This is a genomic window from Streptomyces sp. NPDC093252 (assembly GCF_040683675.1).
GTDB lineage: Bacteria > Actinomycetota > Actinomycetes > Streptomycetales > Streptomycetaceae > Streptomyces.
Map to the genome: position 1 here is coordinate 417,137 of NZ_JBFBEM010000004.1, position 21,102 is coordinate 438,238.

At 74.8% G+C, this 21,102-nt stretch carries 18 protein-coding genes and 2 pseudogenes; 11 read left to right on the forward strand and 9 right to left on the reverse strand.

Going from position 1 to position 21,102, the window contains the following annotated elements; genetic code table 11:
• The first annotated feature begins 92 nt into the window (after positions 1 to 92).
• From AB0O01_RS10735 to AB0O01_RS10750, 4 genes are all read left to right on the forward strand, one after another.
• Positions 93 to 809 carry a FadR/GntR family transcriptional regulator gene (locus tag AB0O01_RS10735; RefSeq protein WP_365312451.1) on the forward strand — a complete coding sequence of 239 codons (717 nt, stop codon included), beginning with the start codon at positions 93 to 95 and terminating at the stop codon, positions 807 to 809.
• Positions 810 to 901: 92 nt separating this feature from the next.
• Positions 902 to 1,954: an asparaginase gene (locus AB0O01_RS10740; RefSeq protein WP_365312150.1), complete on the forward strand. Its 1,053-nt coding sequence runs from the start codon at positions 902 to 904 to the stop codon at positions 1,952 to 1,954.
• A 280-nt stretch (positions 1,955 to 2,234) separates the two neighbouring features.
• On the forward strand, positions 2,235 to 3,635 hold the full coding sequence (gene mptB / locus AB0O01_RS10745) for a polyprenol phosphomannose-dependent alpha 1,6 mannosyltransferase MptB (protein WP_365312151.1): 1,401 nt from the start codon (positions 2,235 to 2,237) through the stop codon (positions 3,633 to 3,635).
• Positions 3,632 to 5,032: a glycosyltransferase 87 family protein gene (locus AB0O01_RS10750; protein WP_365312153.1), complete on the forward strand. Its 1,401-nt coding sequence runs from the start codon at positions 3,632 to 3,634 to the stop codon at positions 5,030 to 5,032. Before mptB ends, AB0O01_RS10750 begins: the two co-directional genes overlap by 4 nt.
• 35 nt (positions 5,033 to 5,067) lie before the next feature.
• Here the strand turns inward: AB0O01_RS10750 and AB0O01_RS10755 are convergent.
• From AB0O01_RS10755 to AB0O01_RS10765, 3 genes and pseudogenes are all read right to left on the reverse strand, one after another.
• Positions 5,068 to 5,964, reverse strand: a pseudogene (locus AB0O01_RS10755) (serine hydrolase); the annotation flags it as partial.
• 307 nt (positions 5,965 to 6,271) lie between these two features.
• Positions 6,272 to 7,423, reverse strand: a complete 1,152-nt coding sequence (gene rho / locus AB0O01_RS10760) for a transcription termination factor Rho (RefSeq protein ID WP_365312155.1) — start codon at positions 7,421 to 7,423, stop codon at positions 6,272 to 6,274.
• Between the two features lie 353 nt (positions 7,424 to 7,776).
• Positions 7,777 to 8,607, reverse strand: a complete 831-nt coding sequence (locus AB0O01_RS10765; protein WP_365312157.1) for a class I SAM-dependent methyltransferase — start codon at positions 8,605 to 8,607, stop codon at positions 7,777 to 7,779.
• 164 nt (positions 8,608 to 8,771) lie between these two features.
• Here AB0O01_RS10765 and AB0O01_RS10770 point away from each other — a divergent pair, with 164 nt between their 5' ends.
• The 3 genes from AB0O01_RS10770 to AB0O01_RS10780 all read left to right on the forward strand — a co-directional run bounded on the left by AB0O01_RS10770 (position 8,772) and on the right by AB0O01_RS10780 (position 11,028).
• A complete protein-coding gene (locus tag AB0O01_RS10770; RefSeq protein WP_365312159.1) occupies positions 8,772 to 9,344 on the forward strand; it encodes a PadR family transcriptional regulator in 573 nt (190 codons plus the stop codon).
• A 5-nt stretch (positions 9,345 to 9,349) separates the two neighbouring features.
• A complete protein-coding gene (locus tag AB0O01_RS10775; protein WP_365312161.1) occupies positions 9,350 to 10,084 on the forward strand; it encodes a class I SAM-dependent methyltransferase in 735 nt (244 codons plus the stop codon).
• A 164-nt stretch (positions 10,085 to 10,248) separates the two neighbouring features.
• Positions 10,249 to 11,028, forward strand: coding sequence for a thioesterase family protein (locus AB0O01_RS10780; RefSeq protein ID WP_365312162.1), 780 nt, complete (start codon positions 10,249 to 10,251; stop codon positions 11,026 to 11,028).
• 18 nt (positions 11,029 to 11,046) lie between these two features.
• On the opposite strand, the gene AB0O01_RS10785 is transcribed toward AB0O01_RS10780, so the two are convergent.
• The 4 genes and pseudogenes from AB0O01_RS10785 to AB0O01_RS10800 form a co-directional block, all read right to left on the reverse strand.
• On the reverse strand, positions 11,047 to 11,784 hold the full coding sequence (locus AB0O01_RS10785; RefSeq protein ID WP_365312164.1) for a GntR family transcriptional regulator: 738 nt from the start codon (positions 11,782 to 11,784) through the stop codon (positions 11,047 to 11,049).
• Between the two features lie 137 nt (positions 11,785 to 11,921).
• A pseudogene (locus AB0O01_RS10790) lies at positions 11,922 to 13,120 on the reverse strand (serine hydrolase domain-containing protein).
• Between the two features lie 146 nt (positions 13,121 to 13,266).
• A complete protein-coding gene (locus AB0O01_RS10795) occupies positions 13,267 to 14,235 on the reverse strand; it encodes an acetylxylan esterase (RefSeq protein ID WP_365312165.1) in 969 nt (322 codons plus the stop codon).
• Between the two features lie 160 nt (positions 14,236 to 14,395).
• Positions 14,396 to 15,019, reverse strand: coding sequence for a hypothetical protein (locus tag AB0O01_RS10800; protein ID WP_365312167.1), 624 nt, complete (start codon positions 15,017 to 15,019; stop codon positions 14,396 to 14,398).
• A 233-nt stretch (positions 15,020 to 15,252) separates the two neighbouring features.
• On the opposite strand from AB0O01_RS10800, the gene AB0O01_RS10805 reads away from it, so the two are divergent.
• From AB0O01_RS10805 to AB0O01_RS10820, 4 genes are all read left to right on the forward strand, one after another.
• Complete coding sequence (locus AB0O01_RS10805; RefSeq protein WP_365312168.1) at positions 15,253 to 16,176, forward strand: NADP-dependent oxidoreductase; 924 nt, start codon at positions 15,253 to 15,255, stop codon at positions 16,174 to 16,176.
• A gap of 353 nt (positions 16,177 to 16,529) precedes the next feature.
• Positions 16,530 to 17,249, forward strand: a complete 720-nt coding sequence (locus tag AB0O01_RS10810; protein WP_365312452.1) for a GNAT family N-acetyltransferase — start codon at positions 16,530 to 16,532, stop codon at positions 17,247 to 17,249.
• Positions 17,250 to 17,466: 217 nt separating this feature from the next.
• Positions 17,467 to 18,291 (forward strand): putative protein N(5)-glutamine methyltransferase, encoded by an 825-nt coding sequence (locus tag AB0O01_RS10815; RefSeq protein WP_365312170.1) that lies wholly within the window; start codon positions 17,467 to 17,469, stop codon positions 18,289 to 18,291.
• A 253-nt stretch (positions 18,292 to 18,544) separates the two neighbouring features.
• Positions 18,545 to 18,913, forward strand: a complete 369-nt coding sequence (locus tag AB0O01_RS10820) for a hypothetical protein (RefSeq protein ID WP_365312172.1) — start codon at positions 18,545 to 18,547, stop codon at positions 18,911 to 18,913.
• 25 nt (positions 18,914 to 18,938) lie between these two features.
• On the opposite strand, the gene AB0O01_RS10825 is transcribed toward AB0O01_RS10820, so the two are convergent.
• Entirely contained in the window at positions 18,939 to 19,508 is a 570-nt protein-coding gene (locus AB0O01_RS10825) for a hypothetical protein (RefSeq protein WP_365312174.1), read from the reverse strand.
• Between the two features lie 189 nt (positions 19,509 to 19,697).
• Positions 19,698 to 20,675: a fibronectin type III domain-containing protein gene (locus AB0O01_RS10830; protein WP_365312176.1), complete on the reverse strand. Its 978-nt coding sequence runs from the start codon at positions 20,673 to 20,675 to the stop codon at positions 19,698 to 19,700.
• Between the last annotated feature and the right edge of the window lie 427 nt (positions 20,676 to 21,102).

Here is a 21,102-nt window from a genome sequence, read left to right on the forward strand (position 1 = left end):
ACACCCGCCCCCCGAAACGCACCATGCGCAGCGTGAACCTGTCAGACAGCCAGACAGGTGGACCGGGCGGCGGCCCCCGGCGCGTCAGCGCGATGGAGGCGGTCCTCGGCCACCTCCGCGCCGCCATCGAGCGCGGCGACTACGCCCTCGGGGACAAGCTCCCCTCCGAGGCGGAGCTGTGCCGCACCCTGGGGGTCTCCCGGCCGGTGCTCCGCGAGGCCCTGCGCGCCCTCCAGACCCTCGGGCTGACCGTGGCCAGGACCGGCAAGGGCACCTTCGTGATCGCCCACCGCGTGGAGGACCCCACCTTCGGGGACTACGCGGCCAGCGATCTGCTGGAGGTCCGGCGGCACATGGAGATCCCGGTCGCCGGATACGCGGCGGTCCGCCGCACCCCCGAGAACCTGGACCAACTGGCCCGCCTCCTGGACCGGATGGAGCGCGAGGACGACACCCTCGCCTGGGTCGCCATGGACACCCTGTTCCACATCGCCGTCGCCGAGTCCGCCCAGAACCCGGTGTTCCGCCGGGTCATCGAGGAGATCCGCGACGCCCTGGCCCGCCAGTCGGCGTTCCTCAACGAACTGGGCGGACGCCGTGAGCAGTCCGACCGCGAGCACCGGGCGATCGTCGAGGCGCTGATCAGGGGGTCCGCGCCGGACGCGAGCGAGGCGATGGCGCACCATCTGGACCGGGTGAGCAGCAGCCTGGCCGAGATCGTGCGAAGGACACCCGCCGCACCCGCACCCGCATCCGCGCCCGCGCCCGCGCCCACCACAGCCCCTGACGCCGGGAACGCGCAGCGATGAGCCCCGGCTCATCGCGACCCGAGTGCGGAAACCGCCCCGCAGAAACCTTTCCCCCGATACCGCCACCCCCTCCCCAGAAAACCCGGACACCCATGCACCCCACCTCGCCTTCGCCCTCTCCCTCGGCCCCCGCCCCGGCCCCGGCTCCCGCCCCCGCCTCCGCCCCCGCCTCCGCTCCCGCGATCCGCGAGCCCCTGCACGCCCCGGTCGCCCATCTGGTGCGCGGCGGGGTCGTGGAGGGCATCCACTACGGCTCGGTCGTCGTGCTCGGTCCGGACGGCGGCGTCGACTTCCAGCTCGGTGACATCGAGGCCGCCTTCTACCCGCGCTCGGCCGTGAAGCCCGTCCAGGCCGTCGCCATGCTCCGGGCCGGGCTGCCGCTGGCGGGCCCGCTGCTCGCCCTGGCCGCCGCCAGCCACTCCGGCGAGGACCGCCATCTCACCGGCAGCCGCCGCATCCTGGAGCTGGCCGGACTCACCGAGGACGCCCTGCGCAACGTCCCCGACCTGCCGCTCGACCCGGCCGTCCGGGACACCTGGATACGCGAGGGCCGCCCGCCCTCCCGGCTCGCCCAGAACTGCTCCGGCAAGCACGCCGCCATGCTGCACACCGCCCACCTCAACGGCTGGACCCTGGACGACTACCTCGACCCCGCCCACCCCCTCCAGCAAGCCGTCGCCGCCACCGTCGAGGACCTCACCGGCCGACGGGTCGCCCGGGTCACCGTGGACGGCTGCGGGGCCCCGCTGTTCGCGATCTCCCTGCACGGCCTGGCCCGCGCCACCGCCCGGATCGCCACCGCGCCCCCCGGCACCCCCGAGGCCCGGATGGCCGACGCGCTGCGCGCGCACCCCGAGATGGCCTCCGGCTCCGGCCGCGAGCCGGCGGCGCTGATGGCGGCCGTACCGGGACTGCTCGCCAAGGACGGCTACGAGGGCGTCCAGGTCGCCGCCCTGCCCGACGGCCGGACCGTCGCCGTGAAGATCTCCGACGGCGCCGGCCGAGCCCGGGGCCCGGTCACCGCCGCGGCCCTCACCCGAGCAGGCGTGGACCCGTCCCTCCTCACCCCCTTCGCGGAAACCCCCCTCCTGGGAGGCGGCCACCCAGTGGGCCACATACGCCCAGCACCTGCCATCACCGGCTGAACCAACCCCCCCAAGGGGCGCGGGGAACTGCGCGCCCAGCCCCCACTCACCCGCACCCGGCCCCTTTCCCCACCACCCCCCACCGCCCCCGACTCCACCCCACTCACCCGCACCCGGCCCCCCTCCCAACCACCCCCCACCCCCCCCGCGTCCACCCCGCCCCCCATCCCCCCCCCACCTCACCGCACCCCCACCCTCCCGTCACCCCCCACCCCCCGCCCCGCAGCGCCCCCGATGCCCCGTGGCAACGTACCGTTGACATGCTGCCCGAGTGTTGGCCATGGCTTTCCCCGTCGATCTCCGCCGGTGCCAGGCGCTCGGTCTGGCCGGTACCGCCTTTCTCGCGGCGGGCGGTGAGACGGCCGGAGCCTTGCCCGTGCGCGAGCTGCTCGCGCCGTCCTCGGCGCACGCCGCGCTCGGCCTCGTCGGGGTCTACTTCGGAGTCGTCCTGCTGATCGCGGCCTGGGTGCTGCTCGGCCGTCTGGTGCGCGGCCCCCGCCCGCCCGCGCCCCGCGCGCTGCTGCTGGTGCTCGCCGTCTGGGCGGCGCCCCTGCTGCTCGCGCCCCCGCTGTTCAGCCGGGACGTCTACAGCTATCTCGCCCAGGGCGCCATGGTCGACGCCCGGATGGACGTGTACGCGTACGGCCCGAGCATGCTCGGCGGGCCGCTCGCCGACGAGGTGGCCCCGGTGTGGCAGCACACCGGCGCCCCGTACGGCCCGGTGTTCCTCGCCGCCGCCTCCGCGCTGTCCGGGCTCACCCGGGGCGAACTGCCCGCCGGGCTCCTGGGGATGCGGCTGATGGCGCTGCTCGGGGTCGCCCTGATGGCCGCCGCCCTGCCCCGGCTCGCCCGGCACAGCGGCGCCGACCCGTCCGCCGCGCTCTGGCTCGGCGCCCTGAACCCGCTGGTACTGCTGCACCTCGTGGCCGGGGCGCACAACGACGCCCTGATGCTGGGCCTGATGGGGGTCGGTCTGGTCGCCGCACTGGGCCGCTGGCCCGTCCTCGGGGCGGTGCTGGTCACGCTGGCCGCGCTGGTGAAGGCACCGGCCGCGCTCGCCCTCGCCGTGATCGTCCTGCTCCAGCTCCGCGCCGGGCGCGGCCCGGTCCGCGCGGCGCTGACCACCGTCGCCACCGCCGGGGCGACCACCGTCGCCGCGACCGCCGTGGCGGGCACCGGCTACGGCTGGATCGGCGCCCTCAACACCCCCGTCTCGGCCGGCAACTGGGCGCTGACCAGCCTCCTCGGCCGGGCCACCGCCTCCTTCCTGGAGCGGACCGGCAGCGATCTGGCCCCCCTCGCCGTCCCCGCCTGGCACGCCCTCGGCCTGGTCCTCACCGCCGTCGCCCTGCTGCTGATCTGGGTCCGGCTGCGCCCCAGCCCGGTGTACGCGCTGGGGCTGAGCCTCGCCGCGCTCGCCGCGTTCGGACCGGCCATCCGCCCCTGGTACGCGCTGTGGGGCCTGTTCCTGATCGCCGCCGCCGCGCCCAGCGCCTCCGTACGGCACCGGGTGGCCGCCGTCACGGCCGTGCTGGCGCTGGCCGTGCTGCCCGGCGGGGGCCCGGCCGATCCCGGGCAACTGGTGCTGGCGGTGTCCGGCGGGGTGCTCGCGGTGGTGGTGCTGTGGCAGGCCCACCAGTCCGCGTCCGCGCGGCCCGCGGTCGTGGGACGGACCGCGTGACCGCCCGGGACCGGGCGACCGGGCCCGGCGGACCATGGCCGCGGGCACCGCGCACCGAACGCGGACGGCTGGCTCTGATCCTCGCCCTCCTCACCGCCGTGACCGTGTTCACCGCGACCGTCCCCCTGCTGCGCGACTGGTTCGACCTGCGGGTCTACCACGGCGCCGTCCAGAACTGGCTGCGCGACGGCGGCGCCCTCTACGACTACCGGGTGCCCGGCACGGTCTACGGCTTCACCTATCCGCCGTTCGCGGCCGTCGTGATGGCCCCCATGGCGCTGGTCCCGCTGTCCCTCGCCATCGCGCTCGCCCTGCTCCTGAACCTGGCCGCGCTCCTGGCCGTGCTCCGGGTCCTGACCGGCCGCGCCTGGCGCCGCCACGGCTGGTACGGCTGCGCGCTCGCCGCCTGCGCCCTGGCGCTGTTCGAACCGCTGCGGGACACCGTCAGCTTCGGCCAGGTCAATGTGGTGCTGCTGGCGCTGGTCCTGACGGACCTGTGGCTGCTGACGAACGCCCCCCGGGCCCCGGCCCGCTGGGCGGGCATCGGCATCGGGCTGGCCGCCGCCGTCAAACTGACCCCGGCCGTCTTCATCGGGCTGCTGCTGATCGCTGGGCGCCGTCGCGCCGCCGCCGTCGCCGGTCTCGTGGCCGCCGCCGCGACCGGCCTCGCGGCCCTGGTGGCGCCCGGCGCCTCCCGCTTCTACTGGACCGAGGCACTCTGGGACACCACCCGCGTCGGCCGCCTCGACTATGTCTCCAACCAGTCCCTCCAGGGCCTGCTGGCCCGGCTCGGCGAGACCGGCCGCCCCGCCTGGGCGCTCGCGGTCGCCCTGGTCCTCGGCGTCTGGGTGTGGCGCACGCGCCGGGCAGTGGCCTCCGGCGACTGGCGGGCCGCGTTCGCGCTGACCGGGCTGACGGCCTGTCTCATCAGCCCGATCACCTGGGTCCACCATCTGGTGTGGCTGCTCCCCGCCTTCGCCGTCCTCGTCCGCGCCGGACACCGCGGGGCCGCGGCCACCCTCTACGCGCTGCTCTGCACCAGCGTGGTCTGGCTCTGGTTCGACGACGCCTCCGGCCTCGACGGTTTCCTCGGCAGCAACCTCTACACCTGGCTCACCCTCGGTCTGCTGCTGTGGCTGCCGACCGGTCAGTCCGCCGCCCGTTCGCCCACCCGCCGCAGTGCCACCGACATCACGCCCGCGCCCAGACAGGCCGCGAACGCGATGGCCGCCACCTCCGGCCACCCCGGCCCGGTCTCCGGTACGGCGGCCATGGCGACCGGCACCGCGTCGGGGTCCCGCCGCGGGCGCGAGCGCAGCGCGTCCAGCGAACCGACCGGGTTCACCCGCCCGGCCGCGTCGAACCCCCAGTCCAGCAGCGACCGGGCCTCCTCGTAGACCGCGGAGGCGCCGCCGACCTGCGGGTTCATCACCGTGACGACCAGCGTGCGGCCGTCCCGGTGGGCGGCGGTGACCAGGGTGTACCCGGCGTTGCTGGTGTAGCCGTTCTTGATGCCGAGCAGCCCCTGGTAGGGCTCCACCCCGTCGTCGCCGGTGAGCAGCCGGTTGGTGTTGCGGATCGGGAACGTCCAGCCGCCGCCCCCGGGGAACTTCGCCTCGACCGTCCGGCAGTACCCGGCGAAGTCCGCGTTGCGCAGCCCCTCCCGCCCGAACACCGCCAGGTCGTACGCCGAGGACACCTGGCCGTCGGTGTCGTAGCCGTCGGGGGACTCCACATGGGTGTCCCGGGCGCCCAGGCTGCGCGCCTTCTCCTGCATCCGCCGGGCGGTCGGCCCCCAGCCGCCGTTGAGCCGGGCCAGCACCCGCACCGCGTCGTTGCCGGAACTGAGGAACACCCCCCGCCACAGATCCTCCAGCCGGTAGGAGACGCCCTCCTGGACCCCGACCAGGCTGCTGCCCGGTCCCACGTCGAGGAGTTCGTCGTCGGCCACCTCGTGCTCGATGCCGCCGGGCAGCACCGGCAGCACGGTCAGCGCGAACAGGGTTTTGAGGGTGCTGGCGGGCGGCAGTCCGCGGTGCGCCTCGTGGGCGGCGAGCACCTCGCCGGTACGGGCGTCGGCGACCAGCCATGACAGCGCGGAGACGTCCGGGACCCGGGGTGCCCCGGCATGCGGGCGGACCTGAGTACCGGAGCGGTACAGCAGGGACGGATGCGGGGTCAGGGCGCTCTGTCCGGGGGCCAGGGGATCCGCGCCGGGCCGTGCGGCCCCCGCGCCCACGGCGGCGGGAGCGGGGCCGAGGGCGAGGACGCCCGCGACACAGAGCGCGCAGGACACGGAGGCCGTCCGGGAGGAGAATCCGATCGTCATACGATCAACGTAGGAAGCCGGAGGCCGAGCACCGCGCTGCAAGGTCCGAACGGGCCACGCGAGCACCCGTATGCCGCACGCGTGCGGCGTGTCGGGGTGACGGGGCGCAGGGGGTGAGGGGACTCAGGAGGTCGGGAGCGAGGACTCTCCCGGGGCCGGTCTCATCGCCCGGTTGCCCGATGGTGGCAGTGGCAGTGGCAGTGGCAGTGGCAGTGGCAGCGGCGGTCGCGACGGCCGTGGCGATGACGGTGGCGATGACGATGAGGGTGACGGTGAAGGGGGCCGTGCCGACAGCGGACGCGCCCGCCTACTGCCCCCCGGTCCCCGGCAGTGTCGGCTGGATGCGGCGCAGGAAGGTCGCGTTGTCCGGGGTGGTGCGCAGCCGGTCGAGGAGGGTCTCCAGGCTCGCCTCGCCGTCGCGGTTCTGGAGCACCCGGCGCAGTCCGTGCACGGTGGTCAACTCGGCGGCGGGGAGCAGGAGTTCCTCGCGGCGGGTGCCGGAGCGGTTGATGTCGACGGCCGGGTACACCCGGCGGGCGGCGAGTTCGCGGTGCAGCCGCAGCTCCATGTTGCCGGTGCTCTTCAGCTCCTCGAAGTAGAAGTCGTCCGCGCGGGACCCGGTGTCGACGAGCGCGGTGGCGAGGATGGTGAGCGAACCGCCCTCCTCGGCCAGCCGGGCGGCGCCGAACAGCCGCTTCGGGCCGTGCAGCGCGCCCGCGTCGACGCCGCCGCTCAGGGTGCGCCCGCCGGAGGCCGCCGCGTTGTTGTGGGCCCGGCACAGCCGGGTGAGCGAGTCGAGCAGGATCACCACGTCCTCGCCCGCCTCGACCAGCCGCTTGGCGCGTTCGACGACGAGTTCGGCGAGGGCGATGTGCTGCTTGGGCGCCCGGTCGAAGGTGGAGGCGTACACCTCGCCGCGCACCGAGCGCCGCATGTCGGTGACCTCCTCGGGGCGTTCGTCCAGCAGTACCACCATCAGCCGGCACTCGGGGTGGTTGCCGGCGACGGCCGCCGCGATCTGCTGGAGCAGGACGGTCTTGCCGGTTTTGGGCGGGGCCACGACGAGCCCGCGCTGGCCCTTGCCGACCGGGGAGATCAGATCGGTGACGCGGCCGGTGAGCCCGGCCGCCGGGTGTTCGAGCCGCAGCCGCTCCCGCGGGTGCAGCGGGGTCAGGTCATGGAAGTGGCGGCGTCCGCGCCGGTCGTCGGGGGTGCGCCCGTTGATGAGCGCGACCTCGGTGAGGCCGCCCCGCTCACCGCGGGTGCCCTCCACCAGATCGCCCTTGCGCAACTGGTGACGGCGGATCAGGGCGGGGGAGACGGCGGGGTCGGCGGGGTCGGGCAGCAGGGTCCCGGCGCGCAGATGCCCCTTCCCGTTGCCGTCGATGTCGAGGACGCCGACGGCGGGACGGGAAGCGGTCTGCTGCCGTACCGGGGGGTGTTCGAGTGTGGTGGTCATGAAGTGCGGTCCTTTCGAGGACACGGGCATGAGACATGCGAAGGAAGGGGGTGCCGCGAGAGAGAGGCGACCGGGCGCCCGGAGGGGCGACGCGCCTGGGTGCGGCGGAGAACAGCTCACCCGGAACGGGAGATGCTGGAGAGCCTGCCGAGCGAAGCGTCGGCGGGGGAGAGAAGAAGAGGAAGAACCATCCGGCACCGGCGTCCACGACGGGACGAAACACAAGTGCTGCCCGTACGGTACCACCCGAGGGGCGGGTACGGGGCGGAAATCGCCCGGAGTTTCGGCTCGGGGTCCTGGCTCGGCGCTCCGACACAGCCCTCCGGCTCAGTTCTCCGGCTCAGTCCTCCAGCTCAACGCTCCATGAGGAGCCCGTAGAGGAGGGGGATCCGGGGTTCCGTCAGGCGCCACCAGCCCGAGGGCGTGCGCTCCATGCGGTCCCAGCGCGGCCAGGGCAGCTCGTCGCTCTCGCGCAGCCGCCGGACCTTCAGTCCCGCCTCCGTCAACGCGGTGACGACCTCTCCTATTCCGTGCATCCACTCGAAACTCTCGGTGGCGCCCTCGACGGCGGGCCCGTCGGTGTAGGTGAAGGTGGCGTCCCGGCGCACGGCCCCGCTCCCGGCGAGGTAGTCGTGGCGCAGCAGCAGCTCCGGTCCCTCACCGGGGCCGGGGGTGGGGCCGAGCGCGTTGAGCAGCGGGTGGAACTCCACCACGTACAGCGCCCCGCCCGGCTTCAGCAGGCGGGCGGTCACCTCGGCCCAGCGCGGGAGGTCCGGCAGGTAGCACAGGGCGCCCTTGCCGGTGTAGACGACGTCGAAGCGCCGCCCGCCGAGCGCCGCCACGGCGTCGTACACATTGGCCTGGACGTAGGTCACGTCCAGCGCGGCGCGGGCGGCGATGTCCCGGGCCGCGGTGACCGCCGCCGGGGAGAAGTCCAGGCCGGTCACGGTGGCCGCGCCGCGCCGGGCGAAGGCGAGGGTCTCGGTGCCCAGATGGCACTGGAGATGCAGCACCTCGCGCCCGGCGAGATCCCCGAGGTCGGTCCACTCGAACGGGGCGAACCAGCGCTCCGGGTCGGCCCCGGTGTCCACCCCGTAGAAGCGGCTCGCGAGATGAACGGGGGTGCGTGCGTCCCAGTTGGCGCGGTTGGCCCGCATCCGGTGGTCGTCCTCGTCGCCGGTCATGGGGTCATCCAACCCCGCGGTGCGCGGCGGCACCGAACCCGGCAGGGACAAGGGGGCGGGATCAAGCCGCTCGCGCCTCGGTGTGTCGGCGCATCAGAGCATCTGGTATCCAATTTATTGATTAAGTGCGGATGCGAATAATCAGCTCCTGCTAGCGTGTCCCCATGTCGTTGAAGTACGCCGTACTGGCGGCCCTCCTGGAGGGCGAGGCGTCCGGCTATCAGCTCTCCAAGGCGTTCGATGTCTCACCGGCCGGTTACTGGCCCGCCACCCCTCAGCAGCTCTACCGGGAGCTGGAGCGGCTGGCGGGGGACGGGCTGATCCGGGCGCGGGTGGTGCGCCAGGAGCGGCGGCCCGACAAGCGGATGTTCACCCTCACCGAGACCGGCCACCAGGAGCTGCGCGCCTTCGCCGCCGCACCCGTCCGGCGCCCCACCGCCCTGCGCGACGAACTCCTGATCAAGGTCCGGGCCATGGACGGCACCGACCCCGCCGTCACCCGCGAGCTGATCGAGGAGCGCCGCACCCGGGCGGGCGGCCGGCTCGACCGCTACGAACACATGCGCGAACGCCTGCTGGACGGCCGCGACGAGGACGCCTACCTCGACGACGCCCGGCGGATCGGCCCGTATCTGACGCTGATGGGCGGGATCGCCTTCGAGCGGGAGAACCTCGCCTGGTGCGACCGGGTGCTCGCGGTCCTCGAACGGCGCGCCGCGCGCGCGGGCCGGGGATGACGCCGATGTTCCATCCCGAGGGCCCCAGCCTGCGTGAACTCACCGTCCAGGCCCTGTCGTCCGTCGAGCACGGCTACGACCTGCTCGCCCCCAAGTTCGACCGCACCCCGTTCCGCACCCCCGCGCCCCTGCTCGGCGCCATGGCCACCGCGCTCACCCGCCCCGGCGTCCGCCCCGGCGGCTACGCCCATGGCCTCGACCTGTGCTGCGGCACCGGCGCCGGGGTGGAGGTGCTGGCCAGGGTCTGCCGGGAGACGGCGACCGGCGTCGACTTCAGCACCGGGATGCTGGACGTCGCCCGCGCCCGTCCCTGGCCCGCCGCGCCCCGGGTGTCCTGGGTGCGCGCCGACGCCCGCGCCCTGCCCTTCGCGCCCGCCTTCGACCTGGTCGTCAGCCTCGGCGCCTTCGGGCACTTCCTGCCCCGTGAACTGCCCGCGCTGCTCGCACAGGTCCGCTCGGTGCTGCGGCCCGGCGGCGACTTTGTCTTCCCGGTGCTGGCCCCGCCCCGGCCGACCACCCGCGCCTACTGGATGCTGGCCGGTTTCGACGCCGTCATGCGGGTGCGCAACGCGCTGTGGCGGCCCCCGTTCGTCATGTACTACCGGGCCTTCGGCCCCGGCGCGATGGAGCGGGAGCTGACGGCCGCCGGATTCCGGGTCGGTCTGACGACCCTGCCCGAATTCGGCCGCCGCGACGACGGCAGCCCCCGGGTACGGATGGTGACGGCCCGCGCGCAGTGACGATCTCTGGCCGGGAGGCCGGGAGGCCGGGAGGCCGGGAGGCCGGGAGGCCGGGAGGCCGGGGGACCGGGAGGCCGGGGGACCGGGAGGCCGGGGGACCGGGGGATTGAGGGTTTGAGGGTTTGAGGGTTTGATTTTCCAACTCGTAAGGTTACGGTGGTGCCGTGACCCTGACGAGCGATATCCAGACCCGCGTGGACCCGCTGTGGTGGTCCTGGGAGGGCGCCCACGGCGGGCATGTCGCCGCCCTCGCCCTGGCCGCCGTACGGGACCGCTTCGCCGGGGCGGCGCGGCCGGTGCGGACCCTGACCACGCACTTCCTCGCCCCCGTCGACGTCGGCCCGCTGCACTTCTCCGGGGCCGCCCCGGCGGCCGGGCGCCGCAGCGCCGCCTGTCTGTTCACCGGGCACCAGAACGGGTCCCCCGTCCTCCTCGGCACCGCCCTCTTCGCCCCCGGCCGCTCCGGACCCGGCTACGACGGTCGCCCCGCGCCCGATGTGCCCGGCCCCGCCGACTGCCCGGTCCTCGAACCGCCCGGAGACCTCGTCCCGTTCGCCCGCCAACTGGAGATCCGGCCCGCCACCGACGACCGGCCGCTGGCCGGGGGCGAACGGGCCGAACTCACCGCCTGGGTCCGCTTCACCGACGGCCGGGCGCTGGACGCGGCGGCGGTCGCCACCCTCACCGATGTGCTGCCGCCCGCCCTCTACGCCCGCTGGCACACCCCCCGGCCGGTACCCACCGCCGAACTGACCGTCCACTTCACCGACGCCCTGACCGCCGCCGCCCCCGAGGGCCCGGCGCTGGTCCGGATCCGCACCGAGCGCGCGGACGGGGCCTGGGCCGTCGACGACAGCGCCGTCTGGGCCGCCGACGGCCGGCTCCTCGCCCTCGGGCGCCAGGCCCGGCTGATCCGCGCCGCCCGGCCCGCCGCCGGTACCTGACGGCGGCCACCGGGCGACTCAGCCCGCCGCCGGCACCGTGAACTCGTAGACCAGCGCGTCCTGCCGGGCCTCCACCAGGAGATCGGTGATCTCCAGGGGGCGGGCGTGCTGATCGTGCACCAGCCGGGTCACCCGCATCGACGGCATGTCGTGCAGCGGGGTGATGGCGTCCCGGTGGTGCAGCGCCAGACCGGCCCGCCGCATCCAGTCGTAGACCCGTCGCAACTGGGCCGAGTCGCTGGTCAGCGGGCGCTCGCGGTACCGGGCCAGCTCCGCCACCTCGGACAGGGCCACCGCCGAGAACGTGGTGATCGCGGTGGACCCGCCGACCCCGTCCGCGCCCGCCGACTCATAGCGGTGGACCAGCGTCGGCCGGTTCGGGGCCAGCCCCAGCGCGCGGGCGTGCTCGGCCGAGGGCAGCTCCCAGGCGACCGTCGCCCGGTCGGAACCGCCGGTCGCCCGGATCCCCACCGGGAAGCTCAGCGCCGCCGGATGCTCGACCGGTGCCCCCGGCAGCGTGGCATGGCTGCCCCGCCGGTCCGTGGCGACCAGCCCCTCGCGGCGCAGCACCTCCAGCGCCTGCCGCACCGTCTCTCTGCTCACGCCGAAGTGCTCGGACAACTGCCGTTCCCCCGGCAGCCGCTCGCCGGGCGGAATCGTTCCGTCGCGGAGTTCACCGAGCAGTTCCGTCGCGATCCGCCGATACAGGGGCGGCGCCTCGCCCCGAGAGTGGTCGTGCGGGGTGGTGCAGGCCATGCCGCGCCCTCCAGTGTGACGTGCTGTAGCCGTGCGGGCTCATTGCGCCACCAGATCTAGCACCGGCGTGAATCGCCGAGGAAGAGTGGTTGGGAGGTTCGGCCGAAACCGGACCGTCCGGCCTCGGCCAGGCATTGTTACAGCGCGCTGTACACGGCGTTGACCAGGGCCGACTTTCGTGGATCATCGACGATGCGCGGGCCCATCCGGTTCATGGCATAGCCCACCGAGAGCCGGGCCTCCGGGTCGGCCAGCCCGAACGACCCGCCGAAGCCGTCGTGTCCGAAAGCCCGCGGGTTGGGTCCGTAAGCGCCGCGCGGTCCGCTGAGCCAGAACCCCAGCGCCAGCTCGGTCTCCCCGCCCAGCGCCGCCCCCAGCACCAGGTCGACGCAGGCTCCCTGACCCTCCCGGGCCCGCGCCACCGCCCCCGGCGACAGCACCCGCCGCCCACCCGCGCTGCCGCCGTCCGCGAGGATCCCGTACAGCGCCGCCACCGCCCGCGCGGTGCCGTGGCCGTTCGCGGCCGGGATCTCCGCCGCCCGCCAGACCGCGCTGTTCGCGACCGGAACGTCCACCGGCGGACTGGACAGCACGGCCAGGGCGACCGGCGTCAACTGGCCGAGCAACTCCGCCTGCCCGGCGTACTCCTCGGCCGACGGAGGCACCAGGTCCGCCACCCGGCCCGCCTGCGCCGCGGGCAGTCCGACGGTGAAGTCGATCCCGAGCGGGCCGGTGATCTCCCGGGCCAGGAACGCCCCCGGGCGCAGCCCCGACACCCGGCGCACCACCTCACCGACCAGATGGCCGAAGGTAAGCATGTGATAGCCCGACGCCGTGCCCGGCTCCCACCACGGCTCGGTCGCCGCCAGCCGCTCGACCGCCGGCTCCCAGGCGTAGAACTGCTCCAGCGTCATCGCCTCGCGCGGCCCGGCCAGCCCCGCCCGGTGCGAGAGCAGATGCCGCACCAGCACCCCCTCCTTCCCGGCCGCCGCGAACTCCGGCCAGTACGCCGCCACCGGGGCGTCGAGATCGAGGAGGCCCCGGTCGGCGAGGTGGGGGCACCTCCCACGCCCTTAAGGCAGTGGGGGAGCGCGCAGAGCGCCACCGGGCCCTTGGTCGTCGACCACACATTGACCAGGGTGTCCCGCTCCCAGGGGCGGGTGCGGGCCGCGTCCGCCCAGCCGCCCCACAGATCGACGACGGTCTCGCCGCCGAGGGTCACACAGACCGCGGCGCCCAGTTCGCCGCGCTCCCGGAAGTTCTCCTCGAACGCCTCGCGCACCCCGGCGAACGCCGGGGCGCAGTCGCCCCGGACCTGGTACTCCGGCTCGGACACGAGCGGCCCTCCCTCACCTCGCGGGTCCGGGCCGCGCGCTCGCCGCCCGGGTCCGGCGAACGCCAGCCAGGGCCGCGACCGCGAGGAAGACCGCGTCCCCGGGGGTGATCCGCCCGGCCCGGACCGGGTCAGGTGTACCGGCCGGGTCAGGCGTACGACCGCAGCCAGCGCAGCTTGGCCGCCTCCTGGTAGGGCCCGCCGCCCTCGTGGTCGTTGAAGTCGTACACCTCGATCGCCTTGTCCTCGTGCGCCCACGCGTTGAACGCGGCGAAGACCGTCGACGGCGGGCAGGTCTGGTCCTCCAGCGCCGCCGAGAACAGGGCCGGGGACCGGCCGCGGGCCGCGAAGTGCACCCCGTCGAAGTAGGACAGCGTGCGCAGCGCGTCCTCGGTGCGGCCCCGGTGCGTCCTCAGCCACAGGGCGATCTCCCGGTACGGGTGCCGCTCCGTCAGGGTCGTCGCGCGCGGGAAGTCGCACAGGAACGGCACATCCGGCGCGACGGCCACCAGGTCCGGGACCAGCGCGCCCACCGCCACCGTGATCCCGCCGCCCTGGCTGCTGCCCAGCGCCACGGTCCGGGAGGCATCGGCCAGCGGATGCGAGCGGGCCGCCTCCACCGCCCGCACGGCGTCGGTGAAGACCCGCCGGTAGTAGTAGTTCTCCGGCGCGTCGATGCCCCGGGTCATGAAACCGGGGTACGCCGGACCGCCCGCCACCGGGTCCGCGGTGCCGCCGCCCCCGCCCCAGGCGCTGCCCTGGCCCCGGGTGTCCATCACGAAGTGCGCCCGGCCGGTCGACGCCCACAGCAGATGCTCGTGCGCCAGCCCGCGCCCGCCGCCGTACCCGAGGAACTGCACCACCAGCGGCACCGGCCCGGCGGCCGTCGCGGGCAGGGTCAGCCAGCCCTTCACCGGGTGCCCGCCGAACCCGGCGAAGGTCACGTCGTACACCTCCACCGTGCTTAGCCCGCTGTCCACCGGCTCGAAGCGGGCGTCCAGATCGTGCTCCCGGGCCTCCTGGAGCGTCTTGGCCCAGAAGGCGTCGAAGTCCTCTGGGGCGACGGAGGTGCTGCGGTACTCCCGCAACTCGGCGAGGGGCAGATCGAACAGGGGCATACGGGATCACTTTCACGGAGAGGGGCAAGGCCGCGCAGCGGGCGAGGGCGGCCTGGATGATCACACCGTAGGCACGGGGCGGGACGGGACACCAGAGGGACACCCGGGCGCGAGGGCCGTACGGCTCTCCGGCTCGGGGGCGGTTTGGCCGGGGCGGCGGTCAGGCCCAGCGGCGGGTCCACTCCGGTTCCGTGCGGTCCCAGTCCCGCTCCCACTCCGCCAGCCGGTGGCCGAGGGCGACCCGGCGCGACGCCGACCAGCCCAGCAGCACGGCCGCCGCCGTACCGCCGGTGGCGCAGACACCCAGGGTGATCGCGTGCTGCCAGACGATCGACGCGTCCGGCGGCGGCCCCACATCACGGTCCTGCCGGTCCAGCCACAGCCGGACCGTGTCCCCCGGGCGCGCGCTCTCCGGCACCGAGGTCACCCCGGACTCCGGCCGGCCGCCCGGATCCGTCCACCGGACCGTCGCCTGAAAGGCGTACGGGCCGCCGCCGACCGCCGGGAGCGCCCGCCGGGGCTCGCCCGCCACCACCGCGCTCACCTGGTGCCGCTCCGCCCGCTGCGCGGCCACCGTCGCCCGCGCGTCCCCGTACGCCCACATGCCCGTCGCTGCCCCCGCCAGCGGCGCGCCGAGCAGCAGCAGCACGGCGACCACGAGGAGCAGCCACGCCTCGATCACATCCGACCGGCGCCGCAGCGGACTGGACCGCCAGCGCCAGCCCCGTACCCGGTTCCGCATGCCGACCTCCTCGCCCTCGGACGCGCGAGTGGTTCTAAGCATCAGGTACCCCGTCCGTCCCTCCATCGAGCATCCCGGCGGGTATCTATCGAAGCGGACATTCCCGGATGAGTCCGGCGGGGTCGCCCGAACGGATCCGCGATCGTGAACCGCGTATGAAGTCTTCCGCGGCCCGGGAATAGCTCGACAGCGATCTTCCTTGCCCGAGATGCCCGATCCGCCGGGGCGCACGTCCCCCTCGTGCCCCGGCGACAGCGCGAAACGTGGGAGCCACCATGCCCAAGGCATACGTCTTCACCCGGAACGGCGGTCCGGAGACCGAGGCGCTCGTCGACCGGGACCGGCCCGTACCCGGCCCCGGCGAGCTGCTGGTCGCCGTGCGCGTCGCCGGGGTCAATCCGGTCGACTACAAGATCCGCAACGGGTACCGCCGCGCGGGCGTCGGTGCCGTCGAGCCCCCGGCCGTCCTCGGCAGCGAGGTCTCCGGGGTGGTCGAGGAGGTCGGTCCCGGGGTCACCGGGTTCGCCGTCGGCGACGCGGTGTTCGGGTCGCCGGTCTCGGGCGGTTACGCCGAGTTCGCGGTGCTCCCGGCGGAGGTGGCCGCGCACAAGCCCGCCGCGCTCTCCTTCGCCACCGCCGCGACCCTCCCGGTGGCCGCCGCCACCGCCTACGACGGCATCCGGCAACTGAACCTGCCCTCCGGCAGCACCCTGCTGGTGACCGGCGCGGGCGGCGGTGTCGGCGTGGCCGCGGTCCAGATCGCCCGCGCGGCCGGGATCCGGGTGCTGGGGCTGGCCGGGGCGACCAAGAAGGACCTGCTGGACTCCCTCGGCGCCGTCCATGTGCCGTCCGGTCCGGGCTGGCCCGAGCGCGTCCGGGCCGCCGCGCCCGAGGGTGTCGACGGCATCTTCGACCTGGTCGGCGGCGAGGTCTTCGAGGAGGCCGCGGCGCTCGTCCCCGGCGGGACCCGCCTGATCACCGCCGCGGTCCGCCCCGAGGAGGCCGAGCGGCTCGGCGGCGCCCGGGTGGCCCGCGCCCGCAACGCGGCCGTCCTGGACGCCGTAGCCGCCCTCGCGGCCGACGGGGCCCTGGATCCCCACGTGACCGGGACGTACCCGCTGGAGCGCGCAGGGGAGGCGCTCCGCGCGGTCGAGGAGGGCCACGCCCACGGCAAGACGGTCATCGAGGTGTCCCGATGACCCGAGACGGGGAGGGCGGGACGACGGGGGGTTCCCGGATACCGGGGGCCTCGGGGATACCGGGGGTCTCGGGGATGCCGGGGGTCTCGGGGACACCGGGTGTTCCGTGGACACCGGGTGCCTCGGAGACTGCGGGCGCCTCGGGGACAGCGGACGCCGCCGCGAGGCATGACGTTCCTCCGATGCGGGGTGCCTCCGGGGCGGCGGGTGAGTCCCGTGTACCGGGCGGTTCCCGGGTGTCGGGCGCTTCCCGTGTGCCGGGCGGCTCCCAGACCCCGGTCACTCCCCGGACCCCCGACACCGCCAGCATCCCCACTACCCCCGCCACCCCCACCACCCGCACCACGCCCACCATCCCCACCACCCCCCACATCCTCGACAACCCCGCCCGTGCCGCGCTCACCGGGCCGCATGCGCACTTCGCCGAGCGGCGGGGGCGGATTCTGCGGTACCCGGTCGACGTGTCCCCCTGGCTCGCGCTGCCCGATCGGCTGGAGCCGGAGGACTGGGCGGATCTGGCGGCGCTGTCCGGGCCGGGGGCCGAGGTGCCGCTCCTCGGGCATCAGGGGCCCGTCCCGGACGGCTGGGAGATCACCTTCCACGCGGAGGGCGTCCAGCTCGTCGACGACGGGATCGACGCCGCGCCCGAGCCGGAGGCGATCGTCCTCGGACCCGCCGACGTACCCGAGATGCTCGACCTGGTCGAACGCACCCGGCCCGGCCCGTTCCTGCCCCGCACCATCGAGATGGGCACCTATCTGGGCATCCGGCGGCAGGGGCGGCTCGTCGCCATGGCGGGGGAGCGGCTGCACCCGCCGGGCTGGACCGAGATCAGCGCGGTCTGCACCGACCCCGCCGCCCGCGGCGAGGGCCTCGCCACCCGGCTGGTCCTCGCCGTCGCCCATGGCATCCGCGAGCGCGGCGAGACCCCCTTCCTGCACACCGGCGCCGCCAACACCAACGCCATCCGCCTCTATGAGCACCTGGGCTTCCGGCTGCGCCGCAGCACCGCGTTCATGGCGGCCCGCGCCCCGCAACCGACCGGCGGGGAACGGGCGATGGCGGTGTCCTGAGCGGCCCGCCGGGTGCCGATCGAGCAGGTGTATGGTGGCCGTCCGGCCGGGGGTGGACCCCGGCCGCAGGACCGAGGAGGTGAGACCCATTCCCGCTGTGCCAGCCGGGGTGCTCCCTCCTCGAACCGGCGCGGATCACCGTCAGGGCAGGTCCTGGGCCCTGGGACGGTGACCGCCGGGAGCGCCCTTCGTGTCCCGAAAGGCTCCCGCACCTCCCATGTCGTCATCCCCGCTTCCGTCCCCGTCCCCGTCCTCGTCGCCATCCCCTTTGCTCACCCCTGACCGGGTCGTCGCCGTGCTGCGGGCCGCGGGGTGTGTGTTCGCCGAGGACGAGGCCGCGCTGATCCTCGCCGCCGCCCGCACCCCCGCCGAACTCGCCGCCCTGGTGGAGCGCCGGGTCGCCGGGCTGCCCCTGGAACTCGTCGTCGGATGGGCCGGGTTCCGGGGCCTGCGGGTCTCGGTGGCGGCCGGGGTGTTCGTCCCGCGCCGCCGGACCGAGTACCTCGTCGAACAGGCCCTCGCCCGGGTGCCGGACGCGCGGGTGGTGGTCGACCTGTGCTGCGGCTCCGGCGCGGTCGGCGCGGCGCTGGCCGCCGCCCTGGGCCCCGTGGAACTGCACGCCGCCGACATCGACCCGGCCGCGGTCCGCTGCGCCGCGCGCAATGTCGCCGCCTACGGCGGCCGGGTGCACCGGGGTGATCTGTTCGCGGCGCTGCCCGCCGGGCTGCGCGGCCGGGTCGGGATCCTCGCCGCCAATGTGCCCTATGTGCCGACCGGGGAGGTCGCCCTGCTCCCCGCCGAGGCCCGCGACCACGAACCGAGGGCCGCGCTCGACGGCGGCGGCGACGGGCTGGACGTCCTGCGCCGGGTCGCCGCGGGTGCCCCGCCCTGGCTGGCCCCCGGCGGGCGGCTGCTGACCGAGACCAGCGCCCGCCAGGCGCCCCGCGCGGTCGACGCCTACACCCGGGCCGGGCTGACGGCGGAGGTGGCGGTGTGCGCGGACACGGACGCGTATGTGGTGATCGGGGGGCTGCCGGACTGATCCGCGCCGGGGGAGGGGCCCAGGGGCTCCGGGGGCCGTCTCCCGCGACGGTGCGATCAGGACCGTCACGTCGTCGTGGTTGCCGGGCTCCCCTCTCGTGGCGCGCCCGGCGCCCTCCGCCGCGCCTCCCGCCCGCTTCTGGCGCCCGCTTCTGCCGCCGCCCCGGCCGCCGCCGTTGGTGTTCTCCCGCGCGCGGTGCTTCCCTGGGAGTGGCGGCACGGGCCGCGGCCAGGCCAGGGAAGGAGTGGTCGCGATGGACACAGCAGCCCCGCACCCGGAATCGGTCTCGGTGGAGATCAGCGGGTGCAGCAAGGAGGACGCCCGGGTCGTGTTCGACAGCCTGTGCGCGTCCTTCACCTCCGACCGGTGCGCCGAGGACGTGCCGGAGAACCTGCACGAGACCCGCCCGGCCGTGTGGCTGGGCACCTTCGACGTGGCCGACACTCACCCGGGCGCGGCCCCCGGACGGCTCTCCGCGTCGGTGACGGCGGACGTCCAGGGCGGCTACTGGGCCATCGACCGCTTCCGCACCACCCTCCACTCGCTCTTCGCGGTGAGCGACCTGTCCACCGCGTCCGGCGACCAGGAGCGGGAGCTGCATGTGCTGCTGGAGAACCGCTGAACCCCGCAGGGACGGGCGAGGGCCCTCAGAGCCGGTAGGGCTTGGACCGCTTGCGCAGGAACCAGCCCGCCGCGATGGCCCCGGCGCCCACCAGCACCCCGCCGGCCACCAGCGTCAGCGTGCCGTAGTCCTGGATGCCGCCGCCGACCCCGCCCAGCACACCCTTCGGCGAGGCGGAGGCGGACGGGGACGGGGACGGAGCGGGGGAGGAGGTCGCCGAGATGGTCGGGGTGGCCGGGACGGCGGAGACGATCACCGACTGGGTGCCGGCCGTGTTCCCGCCCGCGCACACCACGCTGACCGTGTAGGTGCCGGGAGCGACATTGGACCAGGCGGCCGACTGGAGGTTGGCGGTGCCGGTCAGGGCGACCTGGCGGCCCTGGGCGAAGTCGGACTGGGCGCTGTTGAGCAGTGAGGCGTTGCCCCAGCTTCCGCTCATCTGGGTGCACACGGTGGTGGTGACCGACACCGAGGAGCCCGAGGTGCTCACGGAGACTCCGCTCGCCGCACCCGCCGGGGCGGCGGCCAGGGTGAGGGGCACCGCGGCGGCGGTCAGGATCGGGCCGGAGCGCAGGATGTGCCGGGCAATACGCATGATCTGTCCTCCGGCGGCACGGTCGGCGGTACATCCGTGGCGCCGCCGTGGTCGGGGACGTCCGTGCGCCTCACCGGCAGCCAATGCCGCCGCGCCGCGCGCCGCACTCCGGCCGCACCCGGCCGGGTGACGGATTCCGCCGTCCGGCCCCGCCGGTCCGTGCGCGCCGGGCGGGGCCGGACCCCCGGGTCAGGGCGCGCCGGTCGTCACCGTCAGCTCCGCTGAGTACCCGCCCCAGGTGCCGTCCGGCAGCTTGGCGCGCAGCCGCACCCGGTGGGACTCCCCGGCCTTCTCCCCGATGTAGAAGCTGTACTCCGAGCGGCCCTCGGGCGGATCGCCGCCCCACACCAGCGAGGTGGCGCTCTTGCCGTCCAACTGGATCTGGTACTCGGAGATCACCCCGTCCACCGGCGGCGGCATCCACGACAGATCGAGGTTGTACGCCCCGTCCACCTCGCTGGTCGTCGCCTTGAAATCGGTCGGCGCGGTGTCCTGCCCGCTGGCGTCGTCCCCGGCGGCGGTGGTCAGCTCCACCGTGTTCCCAGCGGGCGACACATTGTCGGCGGCGTCCCGCGCCTTGACGGTGAACACATAGTCGGTCCCCGGTCGCAGCCCGGTCACCACGGCCGCCGTCTGGCTCCCGCCCACACTGTGGATCTTCGAATCCCCCTGGAAGATGTCGTACGACACCACCTTCTGGTCGTCCTTCGCCGCGCCCCACTCCAGTTGGACGGCCCGGCTCCCGGCGGCCCGGCCGGTGGTGCGGCCCGGGGCGGTGGGCGGGGAGTCGTCGGCGGCGACGGCGGCCGGGGTGGTCGCCGCGACCTCGCGGCTGGGCTCGCTGAGCCGTCCCTCCGCGTCCTTGGCGCGCACCGAGAAGACATACCGGGTACCGGGCTTGAGCTGGACGACATCGGCCATGTGCTCGTCGGCGTCGACCTCCTTGACCTTCTTCGAGCCCTGGTAGATCTCGTACTCGGTGATGGGAGGTTCGCCCGTCACCTGGTTCCACATCACATGCACGCTGGTCGCGCTGCCGGCCTCGGCGGTGACCCCGGCGGGGATCCCGGGCGGGCGCTCGGCCCCCTCCGCTCCGCCCCAGGCGCAGGAGGTCACGAGCAGCAGAGTGCCGCTGACAAGCACGGCGGGAACGGGGGCGCGTCGCACGGTTCTGCCTCCCCAGGCGGTGGCAATGGTCCGGACCAATTCTGCGCGCCTGACGGGATCACATCAAGAGGGGACGGTGCCCGGAGTGGGCCGGCGGACGGCATCCGGACACCGCTGGTGGGCATCGCCCGGAGTTACGTATGCTGAGAGCCCCAACGGCCGGACTTCCCGAACTCTCCCAGGGTGCGGGCCAGTTCATGCCTGTGGCGCGGATCGCTGTCGTCGCTGTTGCCGCGCCGGCGCGGGCGCCGGGGGCCGGGGCCGACGGAGTTCCTCCGAGGCTCGGGCCCCCGCCCCCTGTCGCCCTCCAAGGGGTCTTCCCTCCGGTATCCGACCGGTATCCGACCGGTATTCGAACATTCCGGGAAATTTCAGACGCGCCGGACGGGTGCTGTCCGGCCCTGTTGGGCGGTTCCGGGATCGGAAA